This is a genomic window from Shinella kummerowiae, from assembly GCF_009827055.1.
In the GTDB taxonomy this organism is placed as follows: domain Bacteria; phylum Pseudomonadota; class Alphaproteobacteria; order Rhizobiales; family Rhizobiaceae; genus Shinella; species Shinella kummerowiae.
Genome location: NZ_WUMK01000002.1, coordinates 38,281 through 53,581 on the forward strand (window position 1 = coordinate 38,281; position 15,301 = coordinate 53,581).

The 15,301-nt window shown below is 62.4% G+C and carries 15 protein-coding genes; 3 read left to right on the forward strand and 12 right to left on the reverse strand.

The features are described 5' to 3' along the window. Positions 1-3: 3 nt before the first annotated feature. The 5 genes from GR138_RS04625 to GR138_RS04645 form a co-directional block, all read right to left on the reverse strand. Positions 4-822, reverse strand: a complete 819-nt coding sequence (locus GR138_RS04625; protein WP_160857469.1) for an ABC transporter permease — start codon at positions 820-822, stop codon at positions 4-6. A gap of 3 nt (positions 823-825) precedes the next feature. After that, the gene (locus GR138_RS04630; protein ID WP_160857470.1) at positions 826-1,737 is read right to left on the reverse strand and encodes an ABC transporter permease subunit; all 912 of its coding nucleotides are present in this window, start codon (positions 1,735-1,737) and stop codon (positions 826-828) included. 3 nt (positions 1,738-1,740) lie between these two features. Then, positions 1,741-2,883: an ABC transporter ATP-binding protein gene (locus GR138_RS04635; protein WP_160857471.1), complete on the reverse strand. Its 1,143-nt coding sequence runs from the start codon at positions 2,881-2,883 to the stop codon at positions 1,741-1,743. 79 nt (positions 2,884-2,962) lie between these two features. Beyond that, complete coding sequence (locus GR138_RS04640) at positions 2,963-4,072, reverse strand: polyamine ABC transporter substrate-binding protein (RefSeq protein ID WP_202402541.1); 1,110 nt, start codon at positions 4,070-4,072, stop codon at positions 2,963-2,965. Positions 4,073-4,239: 167 nt separating this feature from the next. After that, complete coding sequence (locus GR138_RS04645; RefSeq protein WP_160857473.1) at positions 4,240-5,655, reverse strand: helix-turn-helix domain-containing protein; 1,416 nt, start codon at positions 5,653-5,655, stop codon at positions 4,240-4,242. Positions 5,656-5,875: 220 nt separating this feature from the next. On the opposite strand from GR138_RS04645, the gene aceA reads away from it, so the two are divergent. Both aceA and GR138_RS04655 read left to right on the forward strand, forming a co-directional pair. Then, positions 5,876-7,165, forward strand: coding sequence for an isocitrate lyase (gene aceA, locus GR138_RS04650; protein ID WP_160857474.1), 1,290 nt, complete (start codon positions 5,876-5,878; stop codon positions 7,163-7,165). A gap of 100 nt (positions 7,166-7,265) precedes the next feature. Beyond that, entirely contained in the window at positions 7,266-7,505 is a 240-nt protein-coding gene (locus GR138_RS04655) for an SMc00767 family acetate metabolism repressor (RefSeq protein WP_069059911.1), read from the forward strand. Positions 7,506-7,609: 104 nt separating this feature from the next. Here GR138_RS04655 and GR138_RS04660 read toward each other — a convergent pair whose 3' ends face one another. Both GR138_RS04660 and GR138_RS04665 read right to left on the reverse strand, forming a co-directional pair. Further along, positions 7,610-8,302, reverse strand: coding sequence for an alpha/beta hydrolase (locus GR138_RS04660; protein ID WP_160857475.1), 693 nt, complete (start codon positions 8,300-8,302; stop codon positions 7,610-7,612). A gap of 213 nt (positions 8,303-8,515) precedes the next feature. Continuing rightward, positions 8,516-9,388, reverse strand: a complete 873-nt coding sequence (locus GR138_RS04665; RefSeq protein WP_160857476.1) for a LysR family transcriptional regulator — start codon at positions 9,386-9,388, stop codon at positions 8,516-8,518. A gap of 163 nt (positions 9,389-9,551) precedes the next feature. Between GR138_RS04665 and GR138_RS04670 the strand changes: the two genes are divergently transcribed. Continuing rightward, complete coding sequence (locus GR138_RS04670; protein WP_160857477.1) at positions 9,552-9,716, forward strand: hypothetical protein; 165 nt, start codon at positions 9,552-9,554, stop codon at positions 9,714-9,716. A gap of 36 nt (positions 9,717-9,752) precedes the next feature. On the opposite strand, the gene GR138_RS04675 is transcribed toward GR138_RS04670, so the two are convergent. From GR138_RS04675 to GR138_RS04695, 5 genes are all read right to left on the reverse strand, one after another. Continuing rightward, positions 9,753-10,139 carry a VOC family protein gene (locus tag GR138_RS04675; protein ID WP_160857478.1) on the reverse strand — a complete coding sequence of 129 codons (387 nt, stop codon included), beginning with the start codon at positions 10,137-10,139 and terminating at the stop codon, positions 9,753-9,755. A 24-nt stretch (positions 10,140-10,163) separates the two neighbouring features. Further along, positions 10,164-10,772 (reverse strand): RNA polymerase sigma factor, encoded by a 609-nt coding sequence (locus tag GR138_RS04680; RefSeq protein ID WP_160857479.1) that lies wholly within the window; start codon positions 10,770-10,772, stop codon positions 10,164-10,166. Positions 10,773-10,896: 124 nt separating this feature from the next. Beyond that, on the reverse strand, positions 10,897-13,419 hold the full coding sequence (locus GR138_RS04685) for a methyl-accepting chemotaxis protein (RefSeq protein ID WP_160857480.1): 2,523 nt from the start codon (positions 13,417-13,419) through the stop codon (positions 10,897-10,899). A gap of 240 nt (positions 13,420-13,659) precedes the next feature. Beyond that, on the reverse strand, positions 13,660-13,797 hold the full coding sequence (locus tag GR138_RS04690; RefSeq protein WP_160857481.1) for a hypothetical protein: 138 nt from the start codon (positions 13,795-13,797) through the stop codon (positions 13,660-13,662). A 165-nt stretch (positions 13,798-13,962) separates the two neighbouring features. Continuing rightward, a complete protein-coding gene (locus GR138_RS04695) occupies positions 13,963-15,144 on the reverse strand; it encodes an aminoacetone oxidase family FAD-binding enzyme (protein ID WP_160857482.1) in 1,182 nt (393 codons plus the stop codon). Between the last annotated feature and the right edge of the window lie 157 nt (positions 15,145-15,301).

Sequence of the window (15,301 nt, forward strand, 5' to 3'; positions counted from 1 at the left end):
ATATCAGCGGCCGGCGAAGGCCGCCTGCTCGTCTCGGACACGCTGCACTTCGCGCCGCTTCGTCATGATCGATGCGATGATGACGCCGATGGCGACGAAGCCGATGAGCAGCGTGCAGGCCGCGTTGATCTCCGGCGTCACGCCGAGACGCACCTGGCTGTAGATCTTCATGGGCAGCGTCGTAGCACCAGGACCGGAGGTGAAGCTCGATATGACGAGATCGTCGAGCGACAGCGTCAGCGCCAGCATCCAGCCCGACAGCACGGCGGGCGCGATGATCGGCAGTGTCACCTCGAGGAAGGTCTTCACCGGGGTGGCGCCGAGATCCATCGCCGCCTCCTCGACCGAACGATCGAAGGACAGCAGGCGCGACTGCACCACGACCGTCACGAAACACATCGAGAAGGTGATGTGCGCCAGCGTCACCGTGACGAAGCCGCGGTCGAAGCCGATGGCGACGAAGAGCAGCAGCAGCGACAGGCCGGTGATGACCTCCGGCATGACGAGCGGCGCGTAGACCATGCCGGAAAACAGCAGGCGGCCGCGAAAGCGCGTGTAACGCGTCAGCGCCAGCGCCGCCATGGTGCCAAGCGCCGTCGCGACGGTGGCAGACAGCAGCGCCACGCGGATCGTCACCCAGGCCGCATCCATGAGGCCCTGGTTATGGAAGAGCGCGACATACCATTTTGTCGAGAAACCGCCCCAGACCGTCACGAGCTTCGATTCGTTGAACGAGAAGACGACCAGCAGCACGATCGGCAGATAGAGGAAGGCGAAGCCGAGAACGACGGAAACGATATTGAAACGGGACCAGCTGTTCATGGTCTACCTCCCCTGCTCTTCGGCCTTGGCCTGCGCATTCTGGAAGAACACGATGGGCACGACCAGAATGAGGAGCAGGATGGTTGCGACGGCAGCCGAGACCGGCCAGTCGCGGTTTGCATTGAACTCGTTCCACAGCGTCTTGCCGATCATCAGCGTCTGCGATCCGCCGAGCAGGTCGGGGATGACGAACTCGCCGACGGCCGGAATGAAGACCAGCATGCAGCCCGCGACGACGCCGGGAATGGAGAGCGGGAAGGTGATCTTCCAGAAGGCCGAGATCTGCGGGCAGCCGAGATCCTGCGCCGCCTCGATCAGCGTGTTGTCCATCTTTTCCAGCGCGGAATAGAGCGGCAGCACCATGAAGGGCAGGTAGGAATAGACGATGCCGATATAGATCGCCCAATTGGTGTTCATGATGATCAGCGGCTGGTCGATGACGCCGATGCCCAGCAGGAACTGGTTGAGCAGGCCTTCCGGCTTCAGAATGGCGATCCAGGCATAGACGCGGATCAGGAAGCTGGTCCAGAACGGCAGGATGACGAGCATCAGCAGCGTCGGGCGCAGCGTGCGCGGCGCCTGCGCCATGCCATAGGCGATCGGGTAGCCGATCAGGAGCGTGACGAGGGTCGAGACACCGGCGATCCACAGGCTCGACAGGTAGGCGTTCATATAGAGCGCATCCTCGGTCAGCCAGACGTAGTTCGCGAAACTGAACTGCCCGATCTTGGCGAAGATGCCGGAGAGGCCATCCGCCAGCGCGAAGACCGGCTCATAGGGCGGCTGGGCGATCGCGGTGGTTGACAGCGAGATGCGGAAGACGATGAAGAAGGGGATGAGGAAGAAGAACAGCAGCCAGGCATAGGGCAGGATGATGACAAGGCGGCTGAAGATGGCGGAGCCGAGCTTGTTCATCGGTCAATCCTTCAAGACGACGCCGGCGGTTTCGCCGAAGGAGACCCAGACCTTCTCGTCATAGGCGATCGGATCCTCCACCTCGCGCTGCGCATTCAGCATGGAGGCCTTTACCACCTTGCCGCTGTCCAGCTTGACGTAGAAGACCGTCATGTCGCCAAGATAGCCGATATCCCAGACCTCGCCCTGGGCCGCATTGACGGAGGCGTCGGCGGGGGCGGCCCGCGTGACCTTCATCTTTTCCGGGCGGATGGCGAAGCCTGCGGCACTGCCCGTCGTCGGGCCATTGGCCGTCGTGGTGCGAATGGTGAAACCCTCGTTGACGGCGAGCTCGATCTTGCCGTTGCCGTTGGCCGAAACCTTGCCGTCGAGGATGTTCACGTCACCGATGAAGTCCGCCACGAAGCGCGAATTCGGCGCCTCGTAGATCTCCGCCGGTGTCGCCACCTGAATGACCTTGCCATGGCTCATCACCGCGATGCGGTCGGCCATGGTCATTGCCTCTTCCTGGTCGTGCGTCACGACGACGAAGGTGAGGCCGAGTTCCTGCTGCAGGTCCATCAGTTCGAACTGGGTTTCCTCGCGCAGTTTCTTGTCGAGCGCGCCGAGCGGCTCGTCGAGCAGCAGCACCTTCGGGCGCTTGGCAAGCGAACGGGCCAGCGCCACGCGCTGGCGCTGGCCGCCGGAAAGCTGGTGCGGCTTGCGCTTAGCGAACTGTTCGAGTTTTACGAGCTTCAGCATCTGCGTGACGCGCTCGGCGATCTCGTTCTTCGGCATGCCGTCCTGGCGCAGGCCGAAGCCGATATTGCTCTCCACCGTCATGTGCGGGAAAAGCGCATAGGACTGGAACATCATGTTGACCGGCCGCTTGTAGGGCGGGATGCCGGCAATGTCCTGGCCGTCGAGGATGATTTCACCGGAGGTCGGCCGTTCGAAGCCGGCGAGCATGCGCAGAAGCGTGGACTTGCCGCAGCCGGACGCGCCGAGCAGGGCGAAGAACTCGCGGTGGTAGATGTTGAGGGTGAGATCATCGACGGCAGTGAAATCGCCGAACCTCTTCGTGACATTGCGGAACGTGATGAATGGTTTTGCGTCCGGATCCGTCCACGGTGCGAAGGAACGACGGATATTGCCGAGAGATTTCATTAGCTGTCCCCATCTCTTTTCTTGGCAGTCAAAATGAAATTGCCCGGAAGCATCTTCCGGGCAACTCGTCTTCGACCGGTTACTGGCCGGTCACGATCTTGGTCCACGCCCGCGTGAACAGGCGCTGCGTTTTGGCGTCCAGCGTCGTGTTGGTGAAGAGCTTCGCCAGCGTCGCCTCATCCGGATAGATCGTCGTGTCCTTGATGATCTCTTCCGGCATGACGGCCTGTGCAGCCTTGTTGCCGTTGGCGTAGTGGATGTAGGTCGATGCCTTGGCGATGACTTCCGGGCGCATGATGTAATCGAGGAAGGCGTGGGCTTCGTCGACATGCGGCGCGTCAGCCGGGATCGCCATCTGATCGAACCACATCTGCGTGCCTTCCTTCGGGATCACGTAGCCGACCTCGACGCCGTTCTTGGCTTCTTCGGCACGGTCGCGGCCCTGGAAGATATCGCCCGACCAGCCGACGGCGATGCAAATGTCACCGTTCGCGAGGCCGTTGATGAATTCGGAGGAGTGGAACTTGCGCACGAAGGGGCGGATCTTCTGCAGCGCTTCCTCGGCCTTGGCGAGATCGGCCGGGTCATGGCTGTCCGGGTTCAGGCCCAGATAGGCGAGCGTGACCGGGATGATATCGGTCGGCGAATCGAGCAGGTTGATGCCGCAATCCTTGAGCTTTTCGGCGTTTGCCGGATCGAAGATCACGTTCCAGCTATCGATCTGGTCCGTGCCGAGGGCTTCCTTGATCTTGGCCTTGTTGTAGCCGATGCCGATCGTGCCCCACATGTAGTTGATCGAATATTCGTTGCCGGGATCGAACGGCTGCATGCGTGTCGCAACCATGTCCCACATGTTCTTCAGGTTCGGCAGCTTCGACTTGTCGAGCTTCTGGTAGACGCCGGCCGCGATCTGGCGCTGCAGGAAGGTGTTGGTCGGCACCACGACATCGTAGCCCGTGCCGCCGGCGAGAAGCTTCGTTTCAAGGATCTCGTTCGAATCATAGACGTCGTAGACGACCTTGATGCCGGTTTCCTTGGTGAAATCGTCAATAATCGAGGAGTCGATATAATCCGACCAGTTGTAGACGTTAACGACTTTTTCCTGCGCCAGCGCACCGCCGGCACCAAACAGTGCGACAACGGCAGCAGTCGCTAAAAGAGTACGTCTTACCATTGATTTATCTCCCAGTTTTTTTCCGTGCCTATGAGTTCGTATGAAGAACAGCCGCCGATTATGGTTGTTTTTCGAGAGGCGACAAGCTGCATTCTACGCAAAGGCGCGGCGATTTTGATATCACATTGTTCCCATTCCTATCATATTTGAAGCCCTAACGACGGCGGAATGCAAGTAGAAATTTACTGAAAGTCGAAAAGGCTCAATCCGGCGACCATTTCGTCCAGTCCGACCGGCCGCGTCACGGGCGGCTCGGCCCGCGCAAGACAGCCCTGGCGCTCGCACAGCCGACAGGCCGTGCCGACCGCGACGGCACCGTCCCGCCGCACCGCTTCGGCATAGACCGTTTCCTCGGCATGGGCCGCATCGCAGGCGAGGAGGAGAGCGGTGCGGCGCACTCGCTCGGCAAAGGCGCCCTGCGGCCCTTCGAGGGTCCGCGACACCGTCAGGAACGCGCCGCCGTCCGGCATTTCGACGCGATCGACGAGGATCTGCCCCGGCTGGGCAAAGGCCGAATGCACGCCGAGCTTCGGACAGCCGCCGCCGAAACGGGCCTGCGGAAAGCCTTGCGCGCCGGCGCGGCGAAACCGGTGGCCGGCATTATCGATCTCCAGCATGAAGAAGGGCACGCCCGCCTTGCCGGGCCGTTGCAGCATGGTCAGCCGGTTCGCCGCCTGCTCATAGGAGACGCCGAAGCGCGAGCGCAGCACATCGACATCATAACGGGCGCGCTGCGCGGCCGTGTGAAAGGCCTCGTAGGGCATCATCAGTGCATGGGCGGCATAACGCGCCAGTTCGAAACGGGCGATGCGTTTGGCTTCCGCCGTGGAGAAAGCGAGCAGGTTCAGCTCTGCGAAAATCTCGTCCTGAAGTGCGAGCTGCACGGTCTCCATGGCGATCTCGCGCATCTGGTCGAAGGGCGACAGGCGCTCCGACAGGAAGAGGCGCATGGAGTGCCGGTCGAAGCGGCGGCGCAGGTTCGGCATGGTATGCACAGGCAGAAGGCGCACGACGACACCGTGCTCCTTGCGAAGCCACCCCTTCAGCGCCGATGGCAGATCGTCGCCCGGCGCAAGAGCCGCATGAAACCGCTCGGCCGCCTCGTCGATGGCGCCGAAATAGTTGGGGCGGCCCTCCAGTTTGTCGCGCACCTCGTCCATCGGCAGAAGCGTGCCGGACAGCGTCGTTGCATGGCCTTCGCGGGCAAGCAGGTCGGCGAGGTCGGTGAGGCGCGCGGCCTGCTCACGATAGGCGCGGTGGAGTTTCAAAATGCCGCTCACGACATTCGGCGCGGAATCGGCGATTTCCACCAGCTCATGATCGCCCGGCAACTCGCCGGCGAGCAGCGGATCGGCGAAGACTTCGCGCAACTGGCGGGCATTGCCGGCACTTTCACCCTGAAGCTCGTCGAGATCCACCTTGTAGACGGAGGCCAGCCGCAGCAGCAGCTGCACGGTCAGCGGCCGCTGGTTGCGCTCGATGAGGTTGAGATAGGACGGCGAGATCGACAGGCCTTCGGCCATCGCGGTCTGGGTCAGGCCGAGCGTGTTGCGGATACGCCGGACTTTTGGGCCGGCAAAAATCTTGTTCTCCGCCATATGTCAAATCCTTTACACCGGTGAGCCGCCGAGAGAATTTACAAGATTTACTTTTTTACAGATCATTCCTGTCAAAGACAAGACATCGTTACTCGATTATCGCCTTGATTTACCGGTTTTCTCTCGTCGAATTGTGCGCTGCGATGTAAATAATGTCACATGAAATCGGGCAGCGACAAGGACCACAGCCCGATCCCGAGACACCATACCGGAGGACATTATGACTGACTTTTACAACCTCGTTCCAAGCGCACCGAAGGGCCGATTCGACGGCATCGAGCGTCCCTACACCGCCGAGACGGTCGAGCGGCTGCGCGGTTCGGTTCAGATCCGCTACACGCTGGCCGAGAACGGCGCGAACCGGTTGTGGAAGCTCATCCACGAGGAAGACTTCGTCAACGCGCTCGGCGCTCTCTCCGGCAACCAGGCCATGCAGATGGTCCGCGCCGGCCTGAAGGCGATCTACCTCTCCGGCTGGCAGGTCGCCGCCGACGCCAACACCGCGTCCGCCATGTATCCCGACCAGTCGCTCTATCCGGCCAATGCCGCACCGGAGCTTGCCAAGCGCATCAACCGCACGCTCCAGCGCGCCGACCAGATCGAGACGGCGGAAGGCAACGGCCTTTCGGTCGACACCTGGTTCGCACCGATCGTCGCCGATGCCGAAGCCGGCTTCGGTGGCCCTCTCAATGCCTTCGAGATCATGAAGGCCTTCATCGAGGCGGGTGTTGCCGGTGTCCACTTCGAGGACCAGCTTGCATCGGAAAAGAAGTGCGGCCATCTCGGCGGCAAGGTTCTGATCCCGACCGCGGCGCATATCCGCAACCTCGACGCCGCGCGCCTTGCCGCCGACGTCATGGGCACCTCGACGCTGATCGTCGCGCGCACCGACGCCGAGGCCGCGAAACTACTGACCTCCGATATCGACGAGCGCGACCAGCCCTTCGTCGACAAGGACAAGGGTCGCACGGTCGAGGGCTTCTATCAGGTCAAGAACGGTATCGAGCCGTGCATTGCCCGCGCCATCGCCTACGCGCCGCACTGCGACCTGATCTGGATGGAAACCGGCAAGCCGGACCTCGAACAGGCCCGCAAGTTCGCCGAGGCAGTGCACAAGGCCCATCCGGGCAAGCTGCTCGCCTACAATTGCTCGCCCTCATTCAACTGGAAGAAGAACCTGGACGACGCGACGATCGCCAAGTTCCAGCGTGAACTGGGTGCGATGGGCTACAAGTTCCAGTTCATCACGCTCGCCGGCTTCCACCAGCTGAACTATGGCATGTTCGAACTGGCCCGCGGCTACAAGGATCGCCAGATGGCGGCCTATTCGGAACTGCAGGAGGCGGAATTCGCCGCCGAAATCAACGGCTACACCGCGACCAAGCACCAGCGCGAAGTCGGCACCGGTTATTTCGATGCCGTCTCCATGGCCATCACCGGTGGCCAGTCCTCGACCACCGCCATGCATGAATCGACCGAGCACGAACAGTTCCGCCCGGCCGCCGAGTAACCCTGAACGTCAACCCTTCAAGAACCCCAATAGAGCCCGCATTCCTGCGACGGCAGGTGTACCACCTGCCTGCAAATGCTCAGATAAGAGGAGAAATGCCATGACAGTCCAGACCCGCGTCAAGGAACGCGCCGAAGAACAGGCGTCCGCCATGACCTCCGACCAGCAGGCCATGATCCGCATGGTCGCCAACGACCTGCACCGCCTCAACCAGTCCGTCATGAAGGCGGTCGAGGCCGGTGTCTCGGTGGAGCTCGTCCGCTCCGCCCGCCACCACGGCGGCGAAGGCAACTGGGGCGACCTGCTGATCCCGGTCATCGTGACGCAGGGTCGCGGCTGACAAGGCATATCCAGTCAAAGAAAATCCCCGGCGTTCCCTGTGCCGGGGATTTTTCATGTTCTAGCGTCCTTGTAGGGAGCCGTAAGGAGGCGTGTAGTCCGACGTTACACGGCAGCGCTTGCTGCTTCATCGATCAGGGCTGCGACTTCGGCCGGGTGCGAGGCCAGCGAGGCGTGGCTGGCCTGCAAGGTGATGAGCTTGCGCGGGTTCATCCGCTCGGCCATGCGCTTCTGGTTCTCGGGATTGATCATGCGATCCTCGCTGGAAAGCTGATACCAGACCGGCTTCTTTTTCCAGGCGGGATTCGTCACCGTGTCACCGAACGTGTTGGCGATCGGCGCCTTTTGCGCCGCTGCCATCACGAGGCTCTCATCTGCCGTCAAATCCTGGCAGAAACTCTCGTGGAACTTGTCGTATTTGATCCAGAGGTAGCCATCGCTGTCCGGCGCGAGATTGGCGATCGCGGCAGGCGGAAACACCTGGCTGATCGCACCGGGGCTTTCGCCTGCATCGGGCGCGAAAGCCGCAATATAGACGAGACCCACGACATTTGGCAGATCCCCGGCCTCGGTGATGACCGCACCACCGTAGGAATGGCCGACCAGAAGAACAGGGCCCTCCTGCTGCCGGACCATCTTGCGTGTGCGCTCGGCATCGTCCTTGAGCGAGGTCAGCGGCATCTCGACCGCACGAACCTTGTCATATCCCTTGCGTGAAAGCGCGATGATCACCTTGCTCCAATGCGCTGCCCCGCCCCAGAATCCATGAACGAGAACGATCGTTGGTTTAGCGCTCATTGCTGAGACCTCCTAAAGTGCTGTCTCGATTGCATTTTCTCCGGGACGCACGGCACGCCACCGAGTGATCGTCGCACAGTCCCACACGCATTTTATCGCACTCGGCAGAGGGGTTAGCAAATGTCATATTCGCAACCCGGAATATGCATAGGCCGCGGTTGGCAAGGGCAAATCCGAGCGAACCGAAAACCGCCTTCTACGCCGGGGTTTCTTTTATGTGCGGCTCGGCCGCTTGCCGGCGAAGAGGTCGGCATGGCTCTTGAGCAAGCGGAACAGCCGGTCGGAGACCGTGCGGATATCACGCCGGTGCCGGTCTTCGCTGTTGGCGACGATCCATTGCTGGTGACGCAGTTCCCGGATTTCGTCCCCCGCCCTTTCCAGGCTCGGATCCAGATCACCGACAAAACACGGCAGCACGGCCTGCCCTGCCCCGGCACGCACGAGATCGAGCAGCGAGCGTGGGCGGCTGACGAGCACGGCGATCACGCCGCCTGCCCGTTCATGCGGCCAGCGCAGATAGGCGGAGACCACATCGTCTTCCGACACCGCAAGCCAGCGGCCAGCAAGGGTTTCGCCCGAATTCTTCCGCCGATAGGCCGCATAGGCCACATCGCCGGCCGGTCGGCTGATCAGCGTCGGCTCCACCGGTTCGACGGCCCGGATGCCGACATCCACCTCACGGTGCGCGAGCGTGGCCCGGCGCTCGGAAACCGACAGGTCGAGGCGGAAGGGGTCGCGCTCTGTACAGATCGCCGACATGTTCTCGCAGACGAGCCACGTCACCCAGGTGCCGGCCATCAGCCGCACGGTGCTTGCGCCCTGCCCCTCCTGCCGCCAGCTTTCCACGCCGCGGGCGATGGCTTCCATCGCCTGCAATTGCTCGAACAAAGCCTTCCCTTCGCCTGTCAGCCGGTAACCGGTCTGGCTGCGCAAAAAGAGCGGCCGCCCCATCGCCTCTTCCAATTGCAGCACGCGTCGGCCCACCGTCGCGGGGCTGAGGCCAGAAACCTGCGCGGCACCGGTCAGCCCGCCCTGGCGGGCAACCTCCAGAAAAATGCGATAGGACTCCCAGGACATGTCTTTCATGATTGAAAAACATAGTCCGGTTTTTGCCGTTCGTGAATGCGAATTTGAAGGGTAACGTCACGGCGTCCAATACGGCGCAATTGGTGCCGCCCAAACCCCACCGCAGCCATGACGCGCCCTGCCGGCGCCACGGCTTGTCGTTGCCTGATCAAAGGAGACAGAGATGCAGGACATGTACGGCCTTGCCATCCTTTTCGAGCTTTCGCAAAAAGACGGCCGCCGCAAACACGAATTCGATCACCTGCGCGAAACGCCGCCGCTGCGGACACGTTTCGTCAGGTTCCTGCGGGCCTTGCGCATGTCGAAAGCAGCCAAGGGCCCGGAATAACCGGGCCCTTGATAAGCGTGCGGGATCACCGGCAGCCTATGTCAGCGCTCTCGGCATTTCCCCCGCCTGATAGAACGAGACGATCTGGCCGTCGGGATCGCGAAAGTCAGCGAACCAGCCGCCCGGCGCCTCCGAGACGGGCGTGACGATTTCGACGCCGGCCGCAGCCAGACGTTCGATCACCGTATCGATGCCGCCATCGGCGAGACCGAAGACCACATTGGGCGTGTTGCCGGGTTTCGGATCGCCCTTGAAGACCATCAGGTCGACCTCCTGGCCGATCTTGGTCATGAGATAAGCGCTGCCGTCCTCTTCATCGTAGCGTTCGAACGCGATGCCGAGATGGTCGCGGTAGAAGGCACGCGTGCGCTCGATATCGGCGACGTTGAAGATGATCGTGACGCCGTTGAAGGTCATGTTCATGAAACTCTCCTGTTGTTGCGAAGGCTAGTTGCCGTCGCCGGGCGAAACGTGATCACGCTTTGAAAAGAAAATCGGAATGCCGTCCGGGTCGCGAATGGCGAAGGCCCGGGCCGCGTGCGGACGGAGGGCGAGTTTCAGGGAGCGTCGCGCCGGACCATCGCCCGGCATCGGCGGAACGCCGAATTCGGCCCCGCCGCCGGCAGCGTCGAAGGCCTTGCGCAATCCGCTGAGGCGCTGGCGGAAGGCCGTGTCGCTCAGAGCCAGCAGATGCGTGATCTCCACGCGGTCGAGGCCGAGGTTGACGAGAAGCGCCACGATGCGCTGCGCCGGCGGCAAGGATGCGATGAAGGCTTTGGCGAACCGTGGAGGTGTCTCTCCCGTGGCGTCCGGGTTTTCCCAGGCGGTCTCGCGCGCACGTCGTCGCGCGGCCGTGCGGGCGACAAAGCGGGCATGATTGCGGATTGCGCCCTTCGCCCAGGCCGCAAAACCCGGATCGGTGATCCGGCGCCCGCCCGTGACCGCCAGCAGCAGCACATCCTGCACCAGGTCGTCCGCTTCGTGATCGACACGGCTATGCCGGCGCGCGCATTGTCGCAGCAGGGCCAGGATCGTATCGTGCGTCAAACCAACCATGAGACCGACATAGCGCGGCAATGCTGCGCCCGGAAGCGTGGCGACGTGAATTTCCGCCGTGCTTCCGGGAGCAGCAATCAGATAGCGCGATAGAGCCTATCGCGATGTTTCCGGCATGCTGCGATCACGCCGCGCGATAGACCGCGTGTTCGTCCGCCTCCAGGCGGAATTGCTCGACCAGCATCATCAGCGTGTCGGCATCCCCTGCGAGCCTGCGGCTGGCGGCGGTCGTCAGGTCGACCATCGAGGCATTCTGCTGGGTCATCTGGTCCATCTGGTTGACGGAGCCGTTGACCTCCGCAAGCGCTGCCGCCTGGTCGCGGCTCGCCGTCGCCATCATGTCGACATGCTGGCTGACCGTGACGATCTGCTGGCTGATCGAGGCGAGAACCGAACCGGTCTCCTGCACGAGATGCGAACCGGCGCTGACCTCACTTGTCGACTTTTCGATGAGGCCCTTGATCTCGCGGGCGGCGCTGGCCGAGCGCTGGGCGAGTTCGCGGACTTCCTGTGCCACGACGGCAAAGCCCTTGCCGGCCTCGCCGGCGCGAGCGGCCTCGATGCCGGCGTTCAATGCCAGCAAGTTGGTCTGGAAGGCGATGTCGTCGATCACCTCGATGATCTGCTCGATCTGGCGCGAAGCACCCTCGATGCGGCCCATCGCGGCAATCGCATTGTTGACGACGGCGGCGGAGCTATCGGCGCTGCGCTTGGTGGCGCCGACGACGAGGTTCGCCTCATGCGCCCGCTCGGCGGAGGAGCGCACGGTCGCGGTGATCTGCTCGACGGCGGCGGCGGTTTCCTCCAGCGACGAAGCCTGGGATTCCGTGCGCTTGGCAAGCGCATCGCCGGAGTCCAGCATTTCCGCGCCGCTGCGCTGGATCGACAGCGCGTTGTTGCGGATCTGGCCGAGTGTGTCCTGCAGGCGTTCGAGCGAGACGTTGAAGTCCTGGCGAAGCTGTTCGAGACGGCCGGTGAAGGGCGTGTCGATCTGGCGTGACAGGTCACCCTGCGCCAGACGGCCGAGGCCGGCGGCGAGCGCGTTGACAGCAAAGTCGATCTGTCGGTCGAAGGCCTGTTTTTCAGCGTCATTGCGGGCGCGCTCGGCTTCGGCCGCGGCACGTTGCTGTTCGCTTTCGGCTTCCACGCGGATTTTCGACAAAGCGTTTTCCTTGAAGACGCCAAGCGCGCGCGCCATGTCGCCAATCTCGTCGGCACGACCTTCGCCGGAAATGCCGGTGTCAAGGAAACCATCGGCTAGGCGGCGCATGGCACCGGTGATCTGGCTGATCGGCCCCTTCAGCGTCAGCACCAGAGCGATGCCGGCGAGGACGGCGATGGCGGCACCGCCGACGGTCGCGAGGACCGAGACCTGATTGGCCTTTTCGCGTTCGGTGCCGGCGCTGACCTTCTGCTCTTCGGCGAACTGGCTCAGAAGATTCCAGATCGTGTCGATCGACTGGCCGGCGGTCTCGAAATCGGCGGCGCGCTCCGTGCTGATCTTGACGAGGGCGGCACTGTCCGCCTCGATCCGCTCGAGAACCGGCTTCAGCGTTTCATCGACCTTGTCGAAGAAAGGCAGGCCGCTGGCACTGCCGCGCAGGCTGTTCATGTCGATGCGCAGGATGGATATGTTGCCGAGCAATTTGACGCGATTGTCCTGCGAGGTCTGGCCGAGGAAACGCGCGGCGGCGACTTCGATGTCATCGATCGACGACACCAGCTTGCGCGTCGAGCCAAGCACGGCCTCGGACTTGATGATCGGCGCGTCGAGTTCGCTGAAGATACGGGTTGCTTCGCGCATCTTTTCCGACGCGGCACCCTGGAGCTGAATAGTGACCTGGCGGAAGCGGTTCACCCGGCGCCCGATCTCGGGCACCGTGACGCTTGCCGGATCGGTCGAGGAGAGGAAACCGCCAAGCTCATCGATCGTGTTGCGGATGGTGATGGAGACGACCTTCTGGCTCTTCGGCAGGATCATCGCGATCGAGCGGTCGGTCTTGGAGATGAACGGATAGCGTTCCTTGATGAGCTTCAACTGATCGTCCGGCGTCGCACCGCGGCTGAATTCGGAGAGCAGGTCGCCAAAAAACTTGCTGGCCGCGGTCAGGCGCTCGGCCTCGCGCAGCATGCTCTTTGCCGCATTCTCGTTCTGCCGCACCTCGCGCTGGAGTTTCGTCGCCTCGTCGAGGATCTTCATCTGCTCGCTGGACAGCGTGTTGAGGTTCTTGGCCATCGTGTCATGCAGCGCGAGTTCGTTCACATAGAGCGACCAGAGCCCTTCCATGCGCGCTTCGATGTCCTTGGTCTGGGCCTGGGCATCCACCAGCTTGGACTTGTCGGCATCGGGTGCCAGACCATCCATCGTGTCCTGAAGGACGGCACCTTGCGCCGTCAGGCGCTCCTGCACGGCATTGCGGCTTTCCTCGCTGGTGTTCTGCAGGAAGCGGTTCATGCCGGCATAGACGTCCTTGAAGCCACTCAGCGACTGGAGGACGCTGTTGGAAATCTCCATGCGGCCCTGCAGCAGGCCGGAGGCATAGAGCCCGGTGAAGCCGACGGCGCAGATGGAGAGCACAAAGGGTAAAATGAAGACCAGAACCTTCGTCTGGATCTTGAAGCGGGCGAGAATCTTATCAATGAACATAGCGGAACATCCGTTGTCGGCGTGCTCCACCCCTGCCCTTTTTAAGAGCCTCCCCAGGATTCGGACGCCGGATTACCGACAGTCATGCGGCAGCAATGCCGCGCATCCGGGGGAGCAGTCATTGCCAGCCGCATGCATCCGTCATGGGACGCGGCTTCCGGAACCCTATCCGGCGATCATCATCGGCAATCTTTAAAATTCCATCACTTTTTAAACCGATTTATGACGATTCAAAAAGCTTCAAAGCGTAACGATGGCAAGGCCCGCGACGAGCACGGCTGCAAGCGCACAATTGATGCCGATGGCGATGAGCCGGCGGCTGCTTTCCTCGGCAGAGGCGATGGCAATGGCGCGGGCGGGGCGGCGTTTTGCAGGCATGCGGCGATACTCCGTTACGAGACACTACGGGCAACCCCGGATGATCCGGCCAGCCGGCCCACATCATGTTGTCCCACGCTTTGCCGTGCGGGGCATGCCGACATTGCGAGAGCATCCGCCCCGAGGTCTTAACGGACGGTAAAGAGCGGCGCGCAGACTTCGTGATCAGGCGTCCTGGCCCGCGGCATGGCCAGAGGCCCAGGCCCACTGGAAATTATAACCGCCGAGCCAGCCGGTCACGTCCACCGCCTCGCCGATGAAATAGATGCCCGGCACCGTCTTCGCCGCCATGCTGCGGGAATCGAGCGCTGCTGTATCGATACCACCCAATGTCACTTCCGCCGTGCGGTAGCCCTCGGAGCCAGGCGGGCGCATTCGCCAGTCGCGCAGCTTCTGGATGAGCGCCTCGACGCTGCGGCCGGATTGTTCGGCCAGCGAACCATTGATGCCGAGATCGTTGACGAGGAGCTGGGCAAGCTTCTTCGGCATATGCTCGGCAAGCACGGTCTGCATGGCCTGGCGGCCGTTCTGGCGCCGGGCAGCGGCGATCACGGACGCAAAATCCACGTCGGGGCAGATGTGCAGGGCGATCTCCTCGCCCTCCCGCCAGTAGGAGGAGATTTGCAGAATGGCGGGACCACTCAAACCCCGATGCGTAAAGAGTGCGGCTTCGCGGAACTCGGTCTTGCCGTGACGGGCGATGACGTCCACCGCAACGCCGGGCAGGCCGTCGTGCGCGGCAAGCGTCGCGGGATCCAGCGTCAAAGGCACGAGACCGGCACGGGTTTCGACAAGCGGTAGGCCGAACTGTTCGGCGATACGGTAGGCGAAGCCGGTCGCGCCCATCTTCGGGATGGATTTTCCGCCGGTGGCGATGACCAGCGACGCCGCTTCCACCACACCGTTCTCCGTCACGACGCGGAAGGAATGGCCGTCATGGTCGACGGCACTTACCGCTGTGGATAGGCGAAGCTCTGCGCCGACCGCCTTCATTTCCGCGAGCAGCATGGCGATGATGTCCTTCGCCGAGTTGTCGCAGAACAGCTGGCCGAGCGTCTTCTCGTGCCAGGCGATCCGGTGGCGCTCGACGAGATCGAGAAAATCGCGGGGGCTGTAGCGGGCGAGCGCCGACTTGCAGAAATGCGGGTTGGCGGAGAGGAAATTCTTCGGGCCGGCATGGATATTGGTGAAGTTGCAGCGGCCGCCGCCCGAGATGCGGATCTTTTCGCCGGGCGCTTTCGCATGGTCAAGCACGAGCACGCGGCGGCCACGCCTGCCCGCCTCGATGGCGCACATCATGCCCGCCGCGCCCGCTCCGATAATGACGACGTCCCGCCGCTCTGCCACGTCTACGATCCCTGTTCGCACTCTCCTTTCGGCCATACGGGCGGAAAGTCAATCGGGCGAGAAAACAGATTTTCCTGAAGAATTCGGCATTTCTACCCCCCGGGGGGAGCTAGTAAAGGGTTAAACTCTGTCTATGATGGCGCCATCGTCAACAAAC

Excerpts from the sequence above, each read along its gene's own strand:
- GR138_RS04690 (WP_160857481.1), bottom strand. The coding sequence starts at position 13,797 with ATGCCTGCAAAACGCCGCCCCGCCCGCGCCATTGCCATCGCCTCTGCC.
- GR138_RS04675 (WP_160857478.1), bottom strand. The coding sequence starts at position 10,139 with ATGAACATGACCTTCAACGGCGTCACGATCATCTTCAACGTCGCCGAT.
- GR138_RS04680 (WP_160857479.1), bottom strand. The coding sequence starts at position 10,772 with ATGGTTGGTTTGACGCACGATACGATCCTGGCCCTGCTGCGACAATGC.
- GR138_RS04670 (WP_160857477.1), top strand. The coding sequence starts at position 9,552 with ATGCAGGACATGTACGGCCTTGCCATCCTTTTCGAGCTTTCGCAAAAA.
- GR138_RS04665 (WP_160857476.1), bottom strand. The coding sequence starts at position 9,388 with ATGAAAGACATGTCCTGGGAGTCCTATCGCATTTTTCTGGAGGTTGCC.
- GR138_RS04635 (WP_160857471.1), bottom strand. The coding sequence starts at position 2,883 with ATGAAATCTCTCGGCAATATCCGTCGTTCCTTCGCACCGTGGACGGAT.
- aceA (WP_160857474.1), top strand. The coding sequence starts at position 5,876 with ATGACTGACTTTTACAACCTCGTTCCAAGCGCACCGAAGGGCCGATTC.
- GR138_RS04655 (WP_069059911.1), top strand. The coding sequence starts at position 7,266 with ATGACAGTCCAGACCCGCGTCAAGGAACGCGCCGAAGAACAGGCGTCC.
- GR138_RS04645 (WP_160857473.1), bottom strand. The coding sequence starts at position 5,655 with ATGGCGGAGAACAAGATTTTTGCCGGCCCAAAAGTCCGGCGTATCCGC.
- GR138_RS04625 (WP_160857469.1), bottom strand. The coding sequence starts at position 822 with ATGAACAGCTGGTCCCGTTTCAATATCGTTTCCGTCGTTCTCGGCTTC.
- GR138_RS04630 (WP_160857470.1), bottom strand. The coding sequence starts at position 1,737 with ATGAACAAGCTCGGCTCCGCCATCTTCAGCCGCCTTGTCATCATCCTG.
- GR138_RS04685 (WP_160857480.1), bottom strand. The coding sequence starts at position 13,419 with ATGTTCATTGATAAGATTCTCGCCCGCTTCAAGATCCAGACGAAGGTT.
- GR138_RS04660 (WP_160857475.1), bottom strand. The coding sequence starts at position 8,302 with ATGAGCGCTAAACCAACGATCGTTCTCGTTCATGGATTCTGGGGCGGG.